Origin of the sequence: Erwinia sp. B116 (assembly GCF_002865965.1) — a bacterium.
Taxonomy (GTDB): Bacteria; Pseudomonadota; Gammaproteobacteria; order Enterobacterales; family Enterobacteriaceae; genus Erwinia.
The window spans coordinates 34,975-54,262 of record NZ_JRZZ01000011.1 but is presented as its reverse complement, the minus strand read 5'-3'; the positions used below and the strand labels follow the sequence as shown (position 1 = coordinate 54,262).

The following is a 19,288-nucleotide window of genomic DNA, read 5'->3' as shown; positions in this document are numbered from 1 at the left end:
TTCCCGCCAGGCGTTGAACCGCCTGCGGCCACCGGGCTTCTGCTGGCGGTGTTGCTGGCGGCACTGGTGCCGGTAGTCAGCGAGTTTGTCTACACTTAGGGTGAAGCCATTGACTGGTTATCACTGGGGGAGCGCCTGACGCTCCCTCGCCGACAGACTCAACAGAGGGAAGCATTATGCCTGGCAGACCACCCTATCCACGTGAAGCCTACATCGTCCCGGTGAATAAAGGGGCACCCGGCAAAACCGTGATCTGGTATGAACTGCGCGCCGATCACCCTAAGCCGGATTCACTGATCAGCGAGCACGAAACCGAGCCCGAAGCGCTGGATGCCAAAGCGCGATATGAAGATGTTTCCAAAGAGTAATTTTCCGCGGCAGGGACGCCGTGGACTCTCCCCGCACCGCTCCCATCATTCTGTTTATCCTGATATCAAAAACAATTGCTTGACCGCCTGGCAGCAAGGTCGTAGTTTGAAAATATCAAAAAACAGGAACAGAAGTTCCAGATAATGGAATATCGAAATGACTACTCTTGAGAATGCGACCGCTGTTCTGAAATTATTCACCCGCAGAGGGCTGTCTCAGGGCCTGCAGGGGCTGACGTTTACCGAGGTCGCCAGCGCGCTCGGGCTGCCAAAAAGCACCGTTTCGCGCCTGCTGTCGACCATGGAGCGCGAAGGGATGTTGGATCGCGATCCGCTGACGCGCTGTTTTTATCCCGGACAGATGCTGATCTCGGTCGCCAGTGGTTATCTGTCAACGCCGCTGGTGGATGGGGCATCGTCAGTGATGGCGCGGCTGGCGGCAGAATCCAGCTGCACCGGTTATATCTCGGTGCTGGAAGGGCGTGAAATTATCGTCATGCGCATGTTCCAGGGGCGAATGTTTATCCAGGTGGTGACGCCGCCCGGCAGCCGTTTACCGGCGGCGGAGACCTCGGTGGGGCGGGCGATACTGGCCCGTTACAGCGATGATTATGTCAGCAAGCTGTACGCGGATCACTGGCAGGTCAGCTCGCCAAATTCGCCTCAGACGCTGGAACAGCTGCTGGCCGAACTGGCAAAAATCCGTCAGCACGGCTGGTCGCTGGCCCGCAATGAAACCCTGCAGGGGATTTGTGCGGTCGCTACCACCGTCAGCAATAAACATCGGGGAGAGACGGTTGCATTAAGCCTGGCTTTCCCCGTCGGCAGCCAGCCGGTTCCCCCGCAACCGGATCGGCTGGATGCGTTGAAAAAGGTCACGCAGCAACTGGCCGGCCAGTTTGGCGACCCGTTGTGGTCCACCGGGCACCACCCGGTATCGTAGTATCTGCGTCGCTGCCTGAATGGGGTGACGCAGCGCCTCACCAGGGCACTGGCAGTACCTTGTTGTATCGATTCATCTGCAATCGTCCCGCGCCGCCTCGATCGGGCAGGGTATCAGGCCCACAGAGGCCGAAATAAAAAAACGGAATATCCCCTGGGTTTTCAGGGGATCATTCTGCCGCTCACCCTCGCAAATCCGCCAACAAACTGCGGCATTCCTGCGCAATAACAGGTGACAGCTCCCCGAAAAAGCCTCTACACTGGCTGCTTACCTTTGTCTCTGATTTTAAGGAATTTATATGCTCAACGTTAGTGAGTATTTTGACGGTAAAGTGAAGTCGATCGGTTTTGACAGCGCCAGCACCGGTCGCGCCAGCGTCGGCGTGATGGCCGAAGGTGAATACGCCTTTGGTACCGCACAGGCGGAAGAGATGACCGTGGTCAGTGGGTCACTGAAGGTGCTGCTGCCGGGTGAAGCCGAGTGGAAACTGTATCAGCCGGGTGATGTGTTCAACGTGCCGGGCCACAGCGAGTTTCATCTGCAGGTCGCCGAGCCGTCAGCCTATCTGTGTCGCTACCTGAAAGACTGATTTTGCTGCAGGCCGGGGCATCCCGGCCTGTTGATTCAGAAGGTTCTCACCTCCTGTCGCGCCATCAGCGCTGCGCTTCCCCGCCTAAGGCTTCCACGATATTGGCGATCAGTGCCGCCAGCTCGCCGGTCATCAGCACAAAGTCGGCATCAAAGCGTCCGGTCACGTCTTCACGATCGATATCGTCATTCTGTTCGCGCAGCGTGTCGGCGAACTTCAGACGTTTGATCGAGCCGTCGTCGGAGAGGATCAGCTGAACGCGCTCCTGCCAGTCGATGGCCAGTTTGGTGACCAGCTTACCGGCTTCAATATGGTTGGCGATCTCATCACAAACCAGATCCTGCTTTTTACAGCGGATCACGCCGCCATCTTCAAGGATCGCTTTCAGCTCGGCTTCATCCATCAGCGTAAACCCGGCCGGCAGATCGCCGGAGCGCACCCATTCGGTCAGCGTCAGCTCAATCGGGCTCTCCAGCGTCAGCGGCACCACCGGCAGTGAACCAAGACTTTTACGCAGCAGGGCGAGGGTATCTTCGGCTTTTTTGGCGCTGGCGCAGTCGATCATGATCAGATTATTGATCGTATCGATCCACAGATAAGTCTGGCTGAAGCGGCTGAAGGCGCGCGGCAGCAGGCTGTGCAGCACTTCTTCCTTCAGCGAGTCCTTCTCCGTTTTCTTCAGCTTGCGCGACTGCTCGGCTTCCAGACGGCTGATTTTAGCCTCCAGCGCCTGCTTGACCACCGGCGACGGCAGGATCTTCTCTTCCTTGCGCGCGCAGATCAGGATCTGGCCGTTGGTCACGTGGGTCAGGTCTTCGCTGCGCGGACCAATCGGGGAGACCCAGCCGGTTTTCGCCATATCCTGGCTGCCACAGGGGGTGAAAGAGAAGGCATCGAGCTGTTTTTCCATCTCATCTGCCACCAGCGGAATGTCGCGATTAAGACGATAAACCATCAAATTTTTAAACCACAGCATGCTGCATTCCCTCTCAGGGCGCGCAAAAGGCGCGCATGTTCAAAGTCAGCGCGCATGATAGCGAATCGGCGGCGGGGTTTCATTGCCTTTCCGCCTTTCGCCTTTTAAGGTAAGGGTCTCAGCGTTAATTCATAAGGACTAACCCGTGCGGATCGGTATCGATTTAGGTGGCACCAAAACAGAAGTGATCGCGTTATCTGACCAGGGGGAATCGCTGTTCCGCCATCGTGTCGCCACGCCGCGTGATGATTATCCGCAGACGCTGGCGGCCATCGTCGGGCTGGTCGAACAGGCCGAGGCGGCGACCGGCCAGCGTGGCAGCGTGGGCGTCGGTATTCCGGGGACGCTGTCACCGCTGACGCGGCGGGTGAAAAATGCCAATTCCACCTGGCTGAATGGCCAGCCGCTGGACGCCGATCTGCAGCGGCTGCTGGGTCGTGAGGTCAGAATTGCCAATGACGCTAACTGTCTGGCTGTCTCCGAGGCGGTGGACGGCGCGGCGGCGGGGCAGCAGACGGTATTTGCGGTGATTATTGGCACCGGCTGCGGTGCCGGCGTGGCGCTGAACGGTCAGGCGCACGCGGGTGGCAACGGCAACGGCGGCGAATGGGGGCACAACCCGCTGCCGTGGATGGACGAGGATGAGCTGCGCTACCGGGCGGAGGTGCCCTGTTACTGCGGCCACGCCGGCTGTATTGAAACGTTTATTTCGGGGACCGGGTTTGCCACCGACTACCAGCGCCTGAGCGGCATCGCGCTGAGCGGTGCTGAGATTATGCAACGCCAGCAGCAGCAGGACCCGCTGGCAGAGCTGGCGTTAAGCCGCTATGAAATCCGACTGGCGAAATCGCTGGCGCACGTGGTGAATATTCTGGATCCGGATATGATCGTGCTGGGCGGCGGCATGAGTAACGTAGAGCGCCTGTACCAGACCGTGCCGGCGCTGGTCAAAAACTGGGTGTTCGGCGGTGAATTTACCACGCCAATCCGCCAGGCGGTGCACGGTGACTCCAGCGGCGTCCGAGGAGCCGCGTGGTTGTGGCCGCTGTGATAATGTTGCCGGAACCGGCTAATAATATCTGAATAAGTCCGATTCACGTGCGTGATAAACGCGCGTGAATGCGGGAGGGAATAAAACGGATTTTTCTTATTTCATCGCAAAAAAGAGGCCAGGTTATACCGGATTTTTTGTCAGGAGGTGAATATTCACCTTGCGCCATTAAATTTATTTAAAATTTCAGGCTATGTTTTTTATTTCGATATGATAGTCTCTACCGCCAGCAGCATCATGCCTGCTACCAGCATCTCCTCAAACCTTTTGTGCCGGAAAGTCATTCGGCTTTGCCAGACTATTTGGCCTGATTCGCTGTTTGGCTGACTTCTTTCAGGGATATGAAATGAACTCCAGAAATCTTATTGCTTTAACCCTATTCAGCAGCGCCGTGCTCAGCGGCTGCGCCACCGAATCTTCGCGGACCATTGAAGCACCACAGGTGATCGCCGCCAGCCAGCCGCAATATCAGGGCGTAAAAAGTCCGATTGCCGTCGGTAAGTTCGATAACCGTTCGGCCTATATGAACGGCATCTTCTCCGACGGTGTCGATCGCCTCGGCAATCAGTCGAAAACTATTCTGATTACCCACCTGCAGCAGACCGGCCGCTTTAACGTGCTGGATCGCGCTAACCTCGAAGAACTGAAAGCCGAAGCGCAGTACAAGGGCAGCCAGCAGTCGATTAAGGGCGCCAGCTACGTCATTACCGGTGATATCACCGAATTTGGCCGTAAAGAAGTGGGCGATCAGCAGCTGTGGGGCATTCTCGGCCGTGGAAAATCCCAGGTGGCCTATGCGAAAGTGAATCTGAACGTGGTAGATGTCACCACCTCGGAAGTGGTCTATTCCGTGCAGGGCGCGGGAGAGTACAGCCTGTCTAATCGTGAAGTGATTGGCTTTGGCGGCACCGCCAGCTATGACTCCACGCTGAATGGCAAGGTGATGGATCTCGCCATCCGTGAAGCAGTAAATCATCTGGTTAATGGAATTGAGTCCGGCGCGTGGCGTCCGGCTAAATAATAAGGGATTATGACATCATGAATGGAAAAATTATCGGCGTCGCTTTGGCGGCGCTGTTAATGAGTGCCTGCGCCAAAAAAGTTGAACCGATCTATTATTGGGGAGACTACGAGCCTGCGCTTTACAGCTATTATCAGCACGACGTTTCTCCCCAGCAGCAAATTGATACGCTGAATAAAGTGCTGGAGCAGGCTAAAGCCAAAAATAAACCGGTACCTCCTGGATTACATGCGCAGCTGGGCCTGCTTTATGTTGATACCAGCCGTCCTGATTTGGCCTTTGCCCAGTTTAACGCTGAGAAAACGCAGTTCCCGGAATCCGCTGCATACATGGACTTTCTGATGCGTAATAAGGAGAAAAAGCAGTGAATAAATTACTCGCGCTGGTTGCCGTTGCGGCAGGCTTACTTCTCAGCGGCTGCGCAAAGCAGGCCCCCTATGATTACACGGCGTTTCGCGCCAGCAAACCGGCGTCGATCGTGGTGCTGCCGGTGAAAAACAGTTCGCCGGACGTGAACGCTGCCCATAGCCTGGTCTCTGTGGTCACCGGTCCGCTGGCCGAGTCCGGTTACTACGTTTTCCCTGTGGCGGTGGTGGAAAAAACCTTCGAGCAGAACGGTCTGGCAACGGCTGCCGATGCCCAGTCGGTAAGCAGCGCCAAACTGCGTGAAATCTTTAACGCCGATGCGGCGCTGTACCTCGACGTCACCGAATATGGTGCGCAATATCAGGTATTTGACAGCGTCACTGCGGTGCGTGCTAGCGCTCGCCTGGTCGACCTGCGCAGCGGCAGGCAGATCTGGTCCGGCAGCGGCTATGCCTCTGACGCGCAGAACAATAACAATAACGGCGTTATTGGCGTGCTGATTAGCGCTGCGGTCAAGCAGATCGCCAGCAATATCAGCGACAAGAGCCACGATATTGCTGTCCTTGCTGGTGCCTCGCTGTTAACGGCGAGCGGCGCCAACGGTGCCATTCTGCCGGGACCGCGTAAAAAGCCGGTTTCCACGCTGTAAGCCGACAAACAAAGGGGAAGCAGCCTGGGCTGCTTCCCCTTTTTGCTGGATGACAATCGTCCATCACAACGATTTATCCCTGTCGATACGGTTTTTTCACGCCTGTGGCGTCTCCAGCTTGCTGTAGCCCAGCCCGTTAATCTTTTTCACCCGAATCTGCACCGGAATACGCTCCTTCATCGCCTCAACGTGGCTGATCACGCCAATGGTTTTACCGCTGGCGTTAAGTGCATCCAGCGCGTCCAGCGCGCTATCCAGCGTTTCCGCATCCAGCGTGCCAAAGCCTTCATCCAGGAACAGCGACTCGATGCGCGTTTTATGGCTTACCAGGTCGGAGAGCGCCAGCGCCAGCGCCAGGCTGACGAGGAAACTTTCACCGCCGGAGAGGGTGCGGGTATCGCGACGGGCGTCCGCCTGCCAGGTATCCACGACCTCCAGCTCCAGCGCCTCCTGCGATTTTCGCTGCAGCAGATAGCGGCCGTGCAGGCGGTTGAGCTGGTTGTTAGCCAGCCACACCAGATGGTCGAGGGTCAGCCCCTGGGCAAAGCGGCGGAACTTGTCCCCCTCTCTGGAACCGATCAGCTGGTTGAGGAACGCCCAGTCCTCCAGCTGCTGCTCATTAGCCGCAATCTGCGTCAGCAGGTTCTGCAACTGCTGGCGGCGCAGTAAATCCTGGCCGAGCTGCTGGCGCAGCTGCCCCTGCTGGCCGGCGTTTTCACGCAGCTCCGCGGTCAGCGCAGCCAGGCTGGCATCGAGCGTTGCGCGCATTTCCGCCGGATTTTCAGGATGGTTCAGCTGCTGTTCCGCCTCACTGAGCCGCGTCTGTAGCGCGATGAGTTGTTCATTTAGTGATTTATGCTGTCCGGTCAGGGTATTTATCTGGTCCTGCTGCTGCTGCCAGCGCTGCTGACTTTGTTGAACCGCCTGCTGCTGCTGCTCTGAAGCGTCGCGCAGCGCCTGCAGCGCCTCGCTCACCTGGCGCAGGCCAAACAGCTGCTGGCGCTGTTGCTGCAGGTCATCGAGGGTCTGCTGCTGCTGCTGCTGGCGCTTGTCCAGGGCAGCCAGGCGCTGTTGCTGCTGCTGCACATCGTCATCCAGCGCCTGCTGGCGGCTGGCCAGCGTCGCCAGCTCCGGTGCCAGCGCGGCCAGCGCGGCGGCGTTCTGCTGCCACTGCTGCCAGTGCTGTTCACTCTGCTGCAGCCAGCCGTCATCGTCACCGTCCGGCAAGGTCAGGCCCAGCGCCTGCAGCGATGCGGCCAGTTCCTGCCGCTGGCGCGCGGCCTGCTGGCTGTCCTGCTCCAGTTGCTGCTGTAGAGACTGCAGCTGTTCTGCAGCGCTGGTCAGCTGTTGCTGAAGCAGCAGGCTGCGCTGCTGCAGCGCCTGCCACGCCAGCTGCTGTTGCTGCAGGGACTCTTTCCGCTGCTGGCACAGGCGCAAAGCCTGCTCCAGCGCGGTCAGCAGCTGCTGCTGACCCGCCTCCTGGCGCTCCTGCGCCTGCAGCCAGTCACAGGCCTGCTCGCTTTGATCAGGACTGAACGGCATCTCTAACGGCTGTGCCGCCTGCTGCCACTGCTGGCTCAACTGTTCTGCCTGCTGCTGCGCCTCCTGCTCTTCACGCAGCAGGCGTGCGTCCTGCAGCTGTAGCTGTTTCTGCTGCTCGCCGCAGGCGGTACCTTGCTCTTTCAGCGTCTGAACCTGCTGCAGCAGTAACGCATGGCGCTGCTGATTTTCCGTCAGCTGCAGCGCCTGGTACTCGGCCACTGCCGGATGGGATTCGGAACCACACAGCGGGCAGGGCTGGCCAGGCTCCAGCCGGGCGCGGTGCTGAGCCAGGTCGGCAATCTGCCGTTCCAGTTCACAGCGCCGTTTCAGATCCTGTTCGTGCTCATTTTTCTCTTTCCACTGGCTGCGCAGGTTCAGTAACTGCTCGCCCGTGCGGGCGATCTGCTGCACCAGCTCCGTCCGCTCCTCTGCCAGACGCTGGCGGCGCAGCCGCAGCTGCTGCCACTGCGGCAGCAGGGTGGCGAGCTGCTGGCGCTGCGGCCGCAGGCGAGTGGCGGTAGCCAGCGACTCGCGCAGGGCGGGCTCATCGTTGCGCTGGGGCAGTGCGTCCAGCGCCTGCTGCGCCTGTTTCAGGCTCAGTTCTGCGGCATCCAGCTGCTGGCGCAGCGGCCCGAACTGCTGTTCAAGCTGTTGCTGCGTCTGTTGCAAATCCTGTTGCGCGTGTTGCTGTGTGCTGACCCGCAACTGCTGCTGAGTGAGTGACTGCTTACTTTGCTGCTGCTGGCGGAAACGTTCGCGCCACAGTGGCAACGACTCACCGTAGCGTGCATAGTGCGAATGCTGCTGGCTCCAGTCGGCCAGCCGCTGCTGCTCCGCCTGCTTCTGCTGACGTTGCTGCTGGTTAGCCGCGTGTTCCTGCTGCCGGCGGCTAAGCAATTGTTGGTACTCACTTCGCTCGCGCGCCAGTTCTGTGGCACGATCGCGTAAGGTAGCCAGCTGATGGTCCAGCGGCGATACCTGTTCGGCGATCAGCGTCTCCTGCTGCTGTCGCACGGCGGCCTGTTGCGTCTGGGCTGCAATCGCCTGCTGATGCGCGTCGGTAGCGGCGGCCAGCTCCTGTTGCGCCTGCTGGCGCTGCTCCGCCAGCCGGGCGTGCTGTTGCGTCAGCTGCTGCTGCTCCTGCTGTAACAGGCCGAGCTGATGGAGTTCGGCCCGTTCCCGCTGCTGTTGCTGCTGTTTTGATGTGAGCGCTTGCTCACTCTCTGTAAGCTGCGCCAGCTGTTGTTGCAGCGCCTGCTGCTGCTCCTCGTTCAACAGTTCCATCGCCGAAACCTGAACGCGCAGCGTATCCAGCTCGCTTTTTGCCAGCTTGTGGCGCTCAAACACCGCGCTTGAGAGGCGACCGTAAATCTCGGTACCGGTCAGCTCCTCCAGCAGCTCGGCACGTTTATTGGCATCGGCGTTGAGGAAGGCGGCAAACTGCCCCTGCGACAGCATCATCGACTTGGTAAAGCGCTCGAAGTCCAGCCCGGTCAGCGCGGCGGTGATCTCCAGCTTGTCTTTAACCTTCTCGGCGAGAATTTTACCGTCATCGCAGCGCGCCAGCTCCACGCGCGGGGCCTGCAGGTTGCCGTCGCTGGCGCCGCGCGCGCGGTTCTGGCTCCAGAAAGCGCGATAGGCTTCGCCCTTGACCTCAAACTCCACCTCGGCCAGGCAATCCGCCGTATCGCGGGTCATCAGGTCGTTCTGCGACTGGGTGATGCCCTTCAGGCGCGGTGTTTCGTGGTACAGCGCCAGGCAGATCGCATCCAGCAGGGTGGTTTTGCCGGCCCCGGTCGGGCCGGTGATGGCAAACAACCCGTTGCTGGCAAAGGGCTCTGCGCTGAAGTCGATCTTCCACTCGCCCTTGAGGGAGTTGAGATTTTTAAACCGCAGGGTGAGTATTTTCATGGCTGTTCCTCGTGGCGCACCGCTTCCAGGGTCTGCGCAAACAGCACGCCGGCGCGTGCCAGCCGCTCCGGGGTTTCCTCTTCCAGCGCCAGGCGGCGGGCGAACACCTCTTCCACGCTCAGCTCGCTCAGGGTTTCGTTCTGCTGGCGGGCAAGGTTTTTCTCCCGCTGTTCGCGGCTGCGGCGCAGCAGAATCACCTCGACCGGCAGCGCTTCGGTCAGCTGCTGAATATGGCGCTGCAGGTCGCTCAGCCAGGTGTCGGTGACGATCTCAATATCCAGCCAGACCGGCCTGCCGCTCGGGTGCGGCTGCACGGCGGCCAGCTGCTGTTCAATCTCCGCCAGCGACCCTTTGATCATCTGCATCGGCTGAAACGCGGGGATGGCCAGCGGGGTGACGCTGCTGAGTTTTCCCTGAGAGAAATCAACAAGAAAGACGCTCTTTTCCTTACCGAGCTCATCGAAGCTTAGCGGGATGGGCGATCCGCTGTAGCGGATATGCTCGCTGTTGGCGATGCGTTGGGCGCGGTGAATATGGCCGAGGGCGATATAGTCGGCGGGCGGAAACGCGTCGGCCGGAAACGCGTCGAGCGTGCCGATGTAGATATCGCGCACCGCGTCACTTTTGGTGACGCCGAGGGTGGTCAGGTGACCGGTGGCAATAATCGGCAGCGTCACGCCGAGGGCCTCACGCCGGGCCAGCGCCTCCTGCCAGCACTGCTGATAGTGTCCGGCGATCGCCTCCAGCAGGCTGAGCTGCTTCTCGCGCCCCGACTGCCCGCTCTGGCTGTGCAGGATATCGCGCGGCCGCAGGAACGGAATGGCGCACAGCAGCGCGCCGGGCTGCCCGTCGCGCTGGTTGAGCAGCAGCACCTGCCCGGCGATGTCGTCACCGGCGGCGGCTATCACCCGGGTATTCAGGCAGGCCAGCAGCTCGCGGGATTCGTTGAGCATAGCGACGGAGTCATGGTTGCCGCCCAGCACGATCAGCTGGCAGCCGGTGGGTTGCAGCCTGACGATAAAGCGGTTGTACAGCTCGCGGGCATAGCTGGGCGGTGAACCCGTGTCGAAAATATCGCCTGCGACGATAATGGCATCCGCCTGCTGCGCCTCGGCCTGCTCCAGCAGCCAGTCAAGAAAGGCCTGATGTTCGGCTGCCCGGCTTTTGGTATAAAAAAACTGCCCGAGATGCCAGTCGGCGGTATGAATGATGCGCATGAAACTCCCTGCATGGCGGAAAAGCGTGAGACTGATTATAAACATTGTGCCGCTGGCAAACCATTGATAACCCGTGGGCTGTGGGGCCGCAGTGAACTGTCATTTATCGGGTGCTTTTTTCATAAAAGTGTCATAAAACTGACGCATAATGGCGCCGCATAAACCCGTGACTTTTTGTCACCCGAGCAGGAGCAATAATGGCTAAGCGCATTCTGGTAGTAGAAGATGAAGCCCCAATCCGCGAGATGTTGTGTTTCGTTCTTGAGCAAAATGACTACCAGCCAATCGAAGCTGAGGATTATGACAGCGCGGTCAGCCTGCTGATCGAACCCTGGCCCGATTTGATTCTGCTGGACTGGATGTTACCCGGCGGTTCCGGAATTCAGTTTATCAAACATCTTAAGCGTGAAGCGATGACCCGCGATATTCCGGTGATGATGCTGACCGCGCGCGGTGAAGAGGAAGACCGCGTGCGCGGGCTGGAAGTGGGCGCGGATGATTACATTACCAAGCCGTTCTCGCCGAAGGAGCTGGTGGCACGCATTAAAGCCGTGATGCGCCGCATCTCCCCGATGGCGGTGGAGGAGGTGATTGAAATTCAGGGGCTTAGCCTCGATCCCTCCTCGCACCGGGTGATGTCCGACACCCAGCCGCTGGAGATGGGGCCGACCGAGTACAAACTGCTGCACTTCTTTATGACCCACCCCGAGCGCGTCTACAGCCGTGAGCAGTTGCTAAACCACGTGTGGGGAACTAACGTTTACGTTGAAGATCGCACCGTTGACGTGCATATTCGCCGGCTGCGCAAGGCGCTGGAACTGACCGGGCACGATCGCATGGTGCAAACGGTTCGCGGAACAGGTTATCGTTTCTCTGCCCGCTATTGAGTGTTCATGCTGGAGTCTGAACCGTGTTGGAACGCCTCTCCTGGAAGAGATTATTGCTTGAGCTGCTGCTCGCCAGCCTGCCCGCCGTTTTTATCGGGCTGCTGACGGGCTGGCTGCCCTGGCTGCTGTTGGTCTCAGTGCTCTGCGTGCTGGGTTTTCATTTCAACAATTTACTCCGGCTTTCCCACTGGCTGTGGGTGGATCGCAGCATGACGCCGCCGAGCGGGCGCGGCAGCTGGGAACCGCTGTTTTACGGCCTGTATCAGATGCAGGCGCGTAACCGTCGTCGTCGTCGCGAGCTGGGGCATCTGATTAAACGCTTTCGCAGCGGGGCGGAATCGCTGCCGGATGCGGTGGTGCTGACCACCGAAGAGGGCACCATTTTCTGGTGTAACGGTCTCGCCCAGCAGCTGCTGAACCTGCGCTGGCCGGAGGACAACGGGCAGAATATCCTCAACCTGCTGCGTTATCCTGAATTTACCCGCTACCTGCGCCAGCGCGATTTCTCCCGTCCTCTCACCCTGATCCTCAATAACCAGCGCCACCTTGAGTTCCGCGTGATGCCTTACACCGAAGGGCAGTGGCTGATGGTGGCCCGCGACGTGACCCAGAAGCACCAGCTGGAAGGCGCGCGGCGTAACTTCTTCGCCAACGTCAGCCACGAACTGCGCACGCCGCTGACGGTACTGCAGGGCTACCTGGAGATGATGAACGATTCGGTGCTGGAGGGCAGCCTGCGTGATAAGGCCCTGCACACCATGCAGGAGCAGGCGAAACGCATGGACAGCCTGGTCAGCCAGCTGCTGACGTTGTCGCGCATCGAAGCGGCACCGACGCTGGATCTGCAGGAGAAGGTCGACGTGCCGCTGATGCTGCGCATCCTGCAGCGCGAGGCGGAAACGCTGAGCAACGGCCGCCATGAGATTCACTTCCATACCGACCCGCACCTGAAGGTATTCGGCAACGACGATCAGCTGCGGAGTGCGATCTCCAACCTGGTCTATAACGCCGTCAACCATACGCCATCCGGCACGCAGATTGACGTTAGCTGGCTGCGTACCGCGCAGGGGCCGGTGTTTGCGGTGAAGGATAACGGGCCGGGGATTGCCGCCGAGCATATCCCGCGCCTGACCGAACGCTTCTACCGGGTGGATAAGGCGCGCTCGCGCAACACCGGCGGCAGCGGGCTGGGGCTGGCGATCGTAAAGCACGCGCTCAGCCACCATAACGCCCGGCTGGATATTACCAGCCAGCCGGGCAAAGAGACCTGTTTCAGCTTTCAGTTGCCGCCAAGGTTGATTGTTACCGCCGATCGGGTTGAGAATGCGCTGGGTTAACTCTGGTGAGTCGCTGTTGATGAAAACGCTGTTTGCACTACTGATGTTATTGTTCACTCCGCTGACGCCGGCGCGCGAGGGGATGCTGGCCGGTAACCTGACCAGCGTAGGGTCAGACACCCTCGGTAACCTGATGGCCGTCTGGGGGGAAAGCTTCAGCCGTCAGTACCCGGGGATTAACGTGCAGATCCAGGCGGCGGGCTCGTCCACCGCGCCCACCGCGCTGGCGGCCGGGGCGGCGCAGCTGGGGGCGATGAGCCGCCCGATGCAGACCGCCGAGCGCCAGCTGTTTGAAGACAGCTACGGCTACCTGCCGCTGGCCGTGCCGGTGGCGCTGGACGCACTGGTGGTGGTGGTGAACCAGGACAATCCGCTGCCGGGGCTGAACGTTGAGCAGCTGGACGCGATCTTCTCCGTGACCCGCAACTGCGGTTCACCCACCTCGCCAGCCCGCTGGGGAGATCTGCAGCTGACGCAGCCGGGGTGGGCCGCGCGCAGCCTGCAGCGCTTTGGTCGTAACTCGGCTTCGGGCACCTGGGGATTCTTTAAACAGCAGGCGCTGTGTAACGGTGATTTCCGCAACGACGTCGGTGAATATCCGGGATCTGCGGCAGTGGTGCAGGCGGTTGCCGGCACGCTGAACGGCATTGGTTACGCCAGCGCCGGTTTTCATATCAGCGGGGTGAAAACGGTGCCGGTGGCACGCAGCGGCAGCGACTGGATTGCGCCGACCTCTGACAATATCCGCAGCGGCCGTTATCCTTACGCGCGCCCACTCTACATCTACGTTAACAAACGGCCCGGCAAGCCGCTGGAACCGCTGACCGCCACCTTCCTGCGGCTGGCGCTGTCTGCCGAAGGGCAGGCGCAGGTCAGCCAGTCCGGTTATCTGCCCCTCTCCGAAGCCCAGCGGCGGCAGGCGCTGGCGCTGCTGGAACCCTGAACTCTCTGACGGCAAACGGTCTGCAGACCGTAGCCGGTTTCATACTCCTCTTCATCCTCTTTACAGCAGGGCGGCACGCTGCGCCGGGCTGATTTATTTGCCACTGGCTAAGGTCAATACAGAAAAGGGTGCACGCCTCTGAGCATCCTGCGCCTTTTGGTCAGTCGGCCCTGTAACATGAATTTTTTTCAATTATGGTGAATTTTCCTCGTTTGCGGCGATGACCTTCTCATGACACTCTTAACAGCAGATATATAGACATCCAGACGTCCATAGTTAACGCAGTGTAACTATACCGCCGCTAAATTACGCGCCCGGTAGCAAGGAGAAAATTCTATGAGCACCTTCACCCCGTACCGCGCCGAAGTCGTCGGCAGCTATCTGCGTCCTGCTGCAATCAAACAGGCGCGCAAGCAGTTTGAAGCCGGCGTGATTGACGCCGCCGAACTGCGCCGCGTGGAAGACCAGGAGATCCGCAAGGTGGTGGCAAAGCAGCGCGAATGCGGTCTGCAGGTGGTGACCGACGGTGAATTCCGCCGTGCCTGGTGGCACTTTGATTTCTTCGACGGCCTGGACGGCGTGGAGCGCTATGAAGCTGAGCAGGGCATTCAGTTCAACGGCGTGCAGACCAAAGCCCGTGGCGTTAAAGTCACCGGCAGGCTGGGTTTCAGCAACCATCCAATGCTGGAAGATTTCCGCTTCCTGCAGAGCATCAGCGGTGATGCTGTGGCGAAAATGACTATCCCAAGTCCGAGCGTGCTGCACTTCCGCGGTGGTCGTAAGGTGATTGATGAGACGGTCTATCCCGATCTGGACGTCTATTTTGACGACCTGGCGCAAACGTATCGGGACGCGATCAAAGCGTTTTATGACGCAGGCTGTCGCTATCTGCAGCTGGATGATACCGTCTGGGCTTACCTGTGCTCAGACGATCAGAAACGCCAGATCCGCGAGCGCGGTGACGACCCGCAGCAGCTGGCTGAGACCTATGCCCGGGTACTGAACAAGGCGCTGGAAGGCAAACCGGACGATCTGATTATTGGTCTGCACGTTTGCCGCGGTAATTTCCGCTCGACCTGGATCTCTGAAGGCGGCTATGAGCCGGTAGCTGAACTGCTGTTTGGCGGCGTGAACATCGACGCCTTCTTCCTTGAGTACGATAATGAGCGCGCCGGTGGTTTTGAGCCGCTGCGCTTCATCAAACCGGGCAGGCAGCAGGTGGTGCTGGGGCTGATTACCACCAAAACTGGCGAGCTGGAAGCCGTGGAATCGGTGGAAAAACGCATCGCAGAAGCGGCGAAGTACGTCAGTCTCGACCAGATTTGCCTCAGCCCGCAGTGCGGCTTTGCCTCTACCGAAGAGGGCAATAGTCTGACGGAAGAGCAGCAGTGGGCCAAGCTGCAGCGGGTGGTCGAAGTGGCGCAACGCGTCTGGTAACCACTGCACCGTTTTGTGTACAGGGCGCGGTTTTCCGCGCCTTTTGTGCATATGTAGGGTAAATGGTGCGGAAATTAACCCCGCTACGGTTGAAAAAAATACAAATCATGTAACGTGTTCTTTGCATAAGTTACGGTTATTCACCAGGTATGCAGTTTTTTGCGCTATATCCTTCTGCTTTTTAGATCCCGTCTTGCCTTTCTCCGCTATAAACGTTCTACTTAGCCCCGTTTTTTCGTTATCCCCCTGCATATTGAGAATAAAAACCTCAAATTCGCTGCCAGTTAGCGCTCAGTAAAGTGTATTACACTGCATTGAACTGATTTGGCGACGTTTTTAGAGAAAACAGGGCGATATAACTGACATCACGATCTTTAACACCAGTACAGGCAGCACGCTTCTTATGACGCATCGTTTAACATCTAAAGATATTCTGGCTCTGGGCTTTATGACCTTTGCCCTGTTTGTCGGGGCCGGAAACATCATTTTCCCGCCGATGGTTGGCATTCAGTCCGGTGAACACGTCTGGACGGCAGCGATCGGCTTTCTGATCACCGCCGTTGGCCTGCCGGTCATTACCGTTATTGCGCTGGCGCGCGTGGGCGGCGGTATCGATGCCCTCAGCTCACCGATCGGCAAGGCTGCAGGCCTGGTACTGGCTACCGTCTGCTACCTGGCCGTTGGCCCGCTGTTTGCCACGCCGCGCACCGCCACCGTTTCATTTGAAATGGGCATTGCGCCGCTGACCGGCGACGGTGCTATGCCGCTGTTTATCTACAGTCTGATCTATTTTGTGCTGGTGATCGGCATTTCGCTCTATCCGGGCAAACTGCTGGATACCGTGGGCCACGTGCTGGCACCGCTAAAAATCATTGCGCTGGCGGTGCTGGGCGTAGCGGCGCTGCTGTGGCCAGCCGGTGGCCTTGCGCCGGCAAACGCGGATTATCAGCGTGCGGCCTTCTCCAGCGGCTTTGTTAACGGCTATCTGACCATGGATACGCTGGGCGCGCTGGTGTTCGGTATCGTTATCGTTAACGCTGCCCGTTCGCGCGGCATCAGCGAAGCGAAACTGCTCACCCGATATACGGTGATCGCCGGTCTGATCGCCGGTATCGGCCTGACGCTGGTCTATCTTGCCCTGTTTAAGCTGGGTTCTGACAGCGCATCAATCGTTGATCAGACCGCTAACGGTGCGGCGATCCTGCACGCGTACGTCCAGCATACCTTTGGCGGGATGGGCAGCTTCTTCCTCGCTGCGTTGATCTTTGTTGCCTGCATGGTGACCGCCGTCGGCCTGACCTGCGCCTGCGCTGAATTTTTTGAGCATCTTTTACCACTTACCTATCGTCAGCTGGTCTTTATTCTAGGCCTGTTCTCTATGGTGGTGTCCAACCTCGGGCTCAGTCATTTAATCCAGTTTTCCATTCCGGTATTAACCGCGATTTACCCGCCGTGCATCGTGCTGGTGCTGTTAAGCTTTACCCTGAATTGGTGGAAGAAAAGCGTGCGGATTATCGCACCAACCATGCTGGTAAGCCTGCTGTTCGGTATTGTTGATGCGATTAAAACAACGGCATTTAAAGAGCTGCTGCCTGCCTTCGCCCAAAATCTGCCGCTGGCCGATCAGGGTCTGGCCTGGCTGCCGCCTTCTCTGGCGATGTTGGTGCTGGTGGCGATTTACGATCGTCTGTCAGCCCGCCAGTCCGTTACCGCACATCAGCAATAGCGTGTAATTTTCCCCCTTGCCCCCAACGGTTAAGGGGGCAGACAGGTGGAAGATGAAAAATACCAATCTCAAGCAAGGACTGAGTAACCGGCACATTCGCTTTATTGCGCTGGGCTCGGCAATCGGCACCGGGCTGTTCTACGGCTCTGCCGATGCCATTAAGATGGCCGGCCCCAGCGTGCTGCTGGCCTACATCGTGGGCGGCGCGGTGGCGTATCTTATTATGCGGGCCCTTGGCGAAATGTCGGTGAATAACCCGCAGTCCAGCTCCTTCTCGCGTTATGCCAACGATTATCTGGGGCCACTGGCCGGTTATATCACCGGCTGGACCTACTGCTTCGAAATCCTGATTGTCGCCATTGCTGACGTTACCGCGTTCGGTATCTATATGGGGTTCTGGTTCCCGGATGTACCGCAGTGGATCTGGGTATTGAGCGTGGTGCTGGTTATCGGAGCCCTTAATCTGGCGACGGTAAAACTGTTTGGCGAAATGGAGTTCTGGCTGTCGCTGTTCAAGGTCGTTACCATTATTCTGATGATTTTAGCCGGGCTCGGCATCATTATCTGGGGCATTGGTAACGGCGGCCAGCCTACCGGCATCAGTAACCTGTGGAGTAACGGTGGCTTCTTCCCTAACGGCTGGATCGGGACGCTGCTGTCGCTGCAGGTGGTGATGTTTGCCTTTGGCGGTATTGAAATTATCGGCATCACCGCCGGTGAGGCAAAGAACCCGGAAATTTCTATTCCCAACGCGGTCAATACCGTGCCGTTGCGTATTCTGGTGTTCTATGTCGGTACGCTGTTTGTGATCATGTCGATTTACCCGTGGAATCTGGTTGGCACCACGGGCAGCCCGTTTGTGCTGACTTTCCAGCATATGGGTATTGCGGGGGCCGCGGCAATCCTCAACTTTGTGGTGATTACCGCATCGCTGTCGGCGATTAACGGCGATGTATTTGGCGTTGGCCGCATGCTGCACGGCATGGCCGGGCAGCGCCAGGCACCGCAGGCCTTTACCCGCGTAACCCGCAACGGGGCGCCGTGGCTAACCGTGCTGACGATGATGGCAGCGATGCTGGTTGCGGTGGGGCTTAATTATCTGATGCCGCAAAAAGTCTTTCTGGCTATCGCTTCACTGGCGACCTTTGCGACCGTATGGGTGTGGATTATGATCCTGTTTTCCCAGATCGGTTTCCGCCGCTCGCTGAACGCAGAACAGCGTAAGGCGCTGAAATTTGCCCTGCCGGGCGGTACCCCTATAGCCGTGGTGGGGATCCTGTTCCTTGCGTTGATTATCGGGCTGATTGGTTACTTCCCGGATACCCGCATATCACTCTATGTCGGTATTGTGTGGATAGCGTTGCTGGTGCTGAGCTGGCAGTGGGTGAAGCGCCGTACGGCGTAATCTGTCGTTAACGCTGAACAATGCGGCGCGAAGCGGGTGAAACCGGTTCGCGCCGTTTTTTTATGCTGACATTCTCCAGCGGTTGCCCCTGCGCTCAATGCGGGTGAATCCGCGCTCATCAAGATGCATCCCGGCAATTAGCAGCTGTTCGGAACAGGCCTGGTCTAACAGTTTCAGGCGAGTTTCAGCGGCGAGCTGTGGATCCAGATCAAACGCGATTGAGACCGCCGGATGCGCGATCTGAACGGAAGGAAAGTGGACGATATCCCCCCAGACCAACAGACTTTCATTACCCGACTCAATACGATAGCCGGAATGCCCGGCAGTATGTCCCGGCAGGGGGATGCCGCTAATGCCGGGGAGAACCTCATTAGCGTTAAAGGTGCGCGTTCGCTGACGATAGCGGTCGAACACCTTACGCGCGAAAAGGAAGTTGCCGCGCGCCCGCTGGCTGGCCCGGCTCAGGTTGGCGTCATCCTGCCAGAAAGTGACCTCACGTTGCTGTATCACCAGTTCAGCGCCGGGAAACGCCGCTTCACCTGAGGCATTCAAAAGCCCACCGATATGGTCAGGATGGGCGTGGGTGAGCAAAATAGTGTCAATCTCCGCGGGTTGTACGCCAGCACGTGCAAGATTAACCTGGAGATTGCCCCCCCACTGATTAATCCCTCCTGCACCGGCATCTATCAGCACCGTGCGGCCACAGCCGCGCAAAAGATAGCAGTTGATATGCACGGCAGAGGGATCGCTGATGCCGGCTTGCTGCTGCAAGGCTGCTGCATCCTGGCAAGTGATACCCGAAAGCAGATCCAGACTGGCGGAAAGGTAGCCGTCGCTGATGGCAACAACGGAATAGTCGCCACTCTGCATGCCGGGTGGTGTCATTAAGGTCATTGGGAGGTTCCTGATTAGAAGAGATG

17 protein-coding genes are annotated in these 19,288 nt (G+C 58.7%); 13 read left to right on the top strand and 4 right to left on the bottom strand.

Annotated elements, in window-relative coordinates:
* Positions 1–176: 176 nt before the first annotated feature.
* From NV64_RS10325 to ppnP, 3 genes are all read left to right on the top strand, one after another.
* A complete protein-coding gene (locus NV64_RS10325; protein WP_056233883.1) occupies positions 177–368 on the top strand; it encodes a YaiA family protein in 192 nt (63 codons plus the stop codon).
* 157 nt (positions 369–525) lie between these two features.
* Positions 526–1,311, top strand: coding sequence for an IclR family transcriptional regulator (locus NV64_RS10320; protein WP_056233885.1), 786 nt, complete (start codon positions 526–528; stop codon positions 1,309–1,311).
* A 298-nt stretch (positions 1,312–1,609) separates the two neighbouring features.
* Positions 1,610–1,900: a pyrimidine/purine nucleoside phosphorylase gene (gene ppnP / locus NV64_RS10315; RefSeq protein ID WP_056233887.1), complete on the top strand. Its 291-nt coding sequence runs from the start codon at positions 1,610–1,612 to the stop codon at positions 1,898–1,900.
* A 64-nt stretch (positions 1,901–1,964) separates the two neighbouring features.
* Here ppnP and rdgC read toward each other — a convergent pair whose 3' ends face one another.
* On the bottom strand, positions 1,965–2,876 hold the full coding sequence (gene rdgC / locus NV64_RS10310) for a recombination-associated protein RdgC (protein ID WP_056233889.1): 912 nt from the start codon (positions 2,874–2,876) through the stop codon (positions 1,965–1,967).
* Positions 2,877–3,021: 145 nt separating this feature from the next.
* On the opposite strand from rdgC, the gene mak reads away from it, so the two are divergent.
* From mak to NV64_RS10290, 4 genes are all read left to right on the top strand, one after another.
* Positions 3,022–3,927, top strand: a complete 906-nt coding sequence (mak, locus tag NV64_RS10305) for a fructokinase (protein WP_101505860.1) — start codon at positions 3,022–3,024, stop codon at positions 3,925–3,927.
* A 346-nt stretch (positions 3,928–4,273) separates the two neighbouring features.
* A complete protein-coding gene (locus NV64_RS10300) occupies positions 4,274–4,948 on the top strand; it encodes a CsgG/HfaB family protein (protein WP_056233892.1) in 675 nt (224 codons plus the stop codon).
* A gap of 17 nt (positions 4,949–4,965) precedes the next feature.
* Positions 4,966–5,316, top strand: a complete 351-nt coding sequence (locus NV64_RS10295; protein ID WP_056233894.1) for a DUF4810 domain-containing protein — start codon at positions 4,966–4,968, stop codon at positions 5,314–5,316.
* Entirely contained in the window at positions 5,313–5,963 is a 651-nt protein-coding gene (locus NV64_RS10290; RefSeq protein WP_101505859.1) for a DUF799 domain-containing protein, read from the top strand. Before NV64_RS10295 ends, NV64_RS10290 begins: the two co-directional genes overlap by 4 nt.
* 96 nt (positions 5,964–6,059) lie before the next feature.
* On the opposite strand, the gene NV64_RS10285 is transcribed toward NV64_RS10290, so the two are convergent.
* Both NV64_RS10285 and sbcD read right to left on the bottom strand, forming a co-directional pair.
* Entirely contained in the window at positions 6,060–9,416 is a 3,357-nt protein-coding gene (locus NV64_RS10285; RefSeq protein WP_056233899.1) for an AAA family ATPase, read from the bottom strand.
* Entirely contained in the window at positions 9,413–10,633 is a 1,221-nt protein-coding gene (gene sbcD, locus NV64_RS10280; protein WP_056233903.1) for an exonuclease subunit SbcD, read from the bottom strand. The genes NV64_RS10285 and sbcD overlap by 4 nt, the downstream gene beginning before the upstream one ends.
* A 197-nt stretch (positions 10,634–10,830) precedes the next feature.
* Here sbcD and phoB point away from each other — a divergent pair, with 197 nt between their 5' ends.
* The 6 genes from phoB to proY all read left to right on the top strand — a co-directional run bounded on the left by phoB (position 10,831) and on the right by proY (position 18,368).
* Complete coding sequence (gene phoB / locus NV64_RS10275; protein ID WP_056233905.1) at positions 10,831–11,520, top strand: phosphate response regulator transcription factor PhoB; 690 nt, start codon at positions 10,831–10,833, stop codon at positions 11,518–11,520.
* Between the two features lie 23 nt (positions 11,521–11,543).
* The gene (gene phoR, locus NV64_RS10270) at positions 11,544–12,857 is read left to right on the top strand and encodes a phosphate regulon sensor histidine kinase PhoR (RefSeq protein WP_056233907.1); all 1,314 of its coding nucleotides are present in this window, start codon (positions 11,544–11,546) and stop codon (positions 12,855–12,857) included.
* 19 nt (positions 12,858–12,876) lie between these two features.
* Positions 12,877–13,800 carry a PstS family phosphate ABC transporter substrate-binding protein gene (locus NV64_RS10265; protein ID WP_056234013.1) on the top strand — a complete coding sequence of 308 codons (924 nt, stop codon included), beginning with the start codon at positions 12,877–12,879 and terminating at the stop codon, positions 13,798–13,800.
* A 336-nt stretch (positions 13,801–14,136) separates the two neighbouring features.
* Entirely contained in the window at positions 14,137–15,237 is a 1,101-nt protein-coding gene (locus NV64_RS10260; protein ID WP_056233909.1) for a cobalamin-independent methionine synthase II family protein, read from the top strand.
* A gap of 403 nt (positions 15,238–15,640) precedes the next feature.
* A complete protein-coding gene (gene brnQ / locus NV64_RS10255; protein WP_056233911.1) occupies positions 15,641–16,963 on the top strand; it encodes a branched-chain amino acid transport system II carrier protein in 1,323 nt (440 codons plus the stop codon).
* Positions 16,964–17,015: 52 nt separating this feature from the next.
* Complete coding sequence (proY, locus tag NV64_RS10250) at positions 17,016–18,368, top strand: proline-specific permease ProY (RefSeq protein ID WP_056233913.1); 1,353 nt, start codon at positions 17,016–17,018, stop codon at positions 18,366–18,368.
* A gap of 60 nt (positions 18,369–18,428) precedes the next feature.
* Here the strand turns inward: proY and NV64_RS10245 are convergent, their stop codons facing one another.
* Positions 18,429–19,262, bottom strand: a complete 834-nt coding sequence (locus NV64_RS10245) for an MBL fold metallo-hydrolase (RefSeq protein WP_101505858.1) — start codon at positions 19,260–19,262, stop codon at positions 18,429–18,431.
* Positions 19,263–19,288: the final 26 nt, after the last annotated feature.

Bases quoted from the DNA above. Each gene is read 5' to 3' on its own strand.
- NV64_RS10285 (WP_056233899.1), bottom strand. From the start codon at position 9,416: ATGAAAATACTCACCCTGCGGTTTAAAAATCTCAACTCCCTCAAGGGC.
- NV64_RS10260 (WP_056233909.1), top strand. From the start codon at position 14,137: ATGAGCACCTTCACCCCGTACCGCGCCGAAGTCGTCGGCAGCTATCTG.
- ppnP (WP_056233887.1), top strand. From the start codon at position 1,610: ATGCTCAACGTTAGTGAGTATTTTGACGGTAAAGTGAAGTCGATCGGT.
- brnQ (WP_056233911.1), top strand. From the start codon at position 15,641: ATGACGCATCGTTTAACATCTAAAGATATTCTGGCTCTGGGCTTTATG.
- sbcD (WP_056233903.1), bottom strand. From the start codon at position 10,633: ATGCGCATCATTCATACCGCCGACTGGCATCTCGGGCAGTTTTTTTAT.
- NV64_RS10320 (WP_056233885.1), top strand. From the start codon at position 526: ATGACTACTCTTGAGAATGCGACCGCTGTTCTGAAATTATTCACCCGC.
- NV64_RS10295 (WP_056233894.1), top strand. From the start codon at position 4,966: ATGAATGGAAAAATTATCGGCGTCGCTTTGGCGGCGCTGTTAATGAGT.
- proY (WP_056233913.1), top strand. From the start codon at position 17,016: ATGAAAAATACCAATCTCAAGCAAGGACTGAGTAACCGGCACATTCGC.
- NV64_RS10325 (WP_056233883.1), top strand. From the start codon at position 177: ATGCCTGGCAGACCACCCTATCCACGTGAAGCCTACATCGTCCCGGTG.
- rdgC (WP_056233889.1), bottom strand. From the start codon at position 2,876: ATGCTGTGGTTTAAAAATTTGATGGTTTATCGTCTTAATCGCGACATT.
- NV64_RS10245 (WP_101505858.1), bottom strand. From the start codon at position 19,262: ATGACCTTAATGACACCACCCGGCATGCAGAGTGGCGACTATTCCGTT.
- NV64_RS10300 (WP_056233892.1), top strand. From the start codon at position 4,274: ATGAACTCCAGAAATCTTATTGCTTTAACCCTATTCAGCAGCGCCGTG.
- NV64_RS10265 (WP_056234013.1), top strand. From the start codon at position 12,877: ATGAAAACGCTGTTTGCACTACTGATGTTATTGTTCACTCCGCTGACG.
- phoB (WP_056233905.1), top strand. From the start codon at position 10,831: ATGGCTAAGCGCATTCTGGTAGTAGAAGATGAAGCCCCAATCCGCGAG.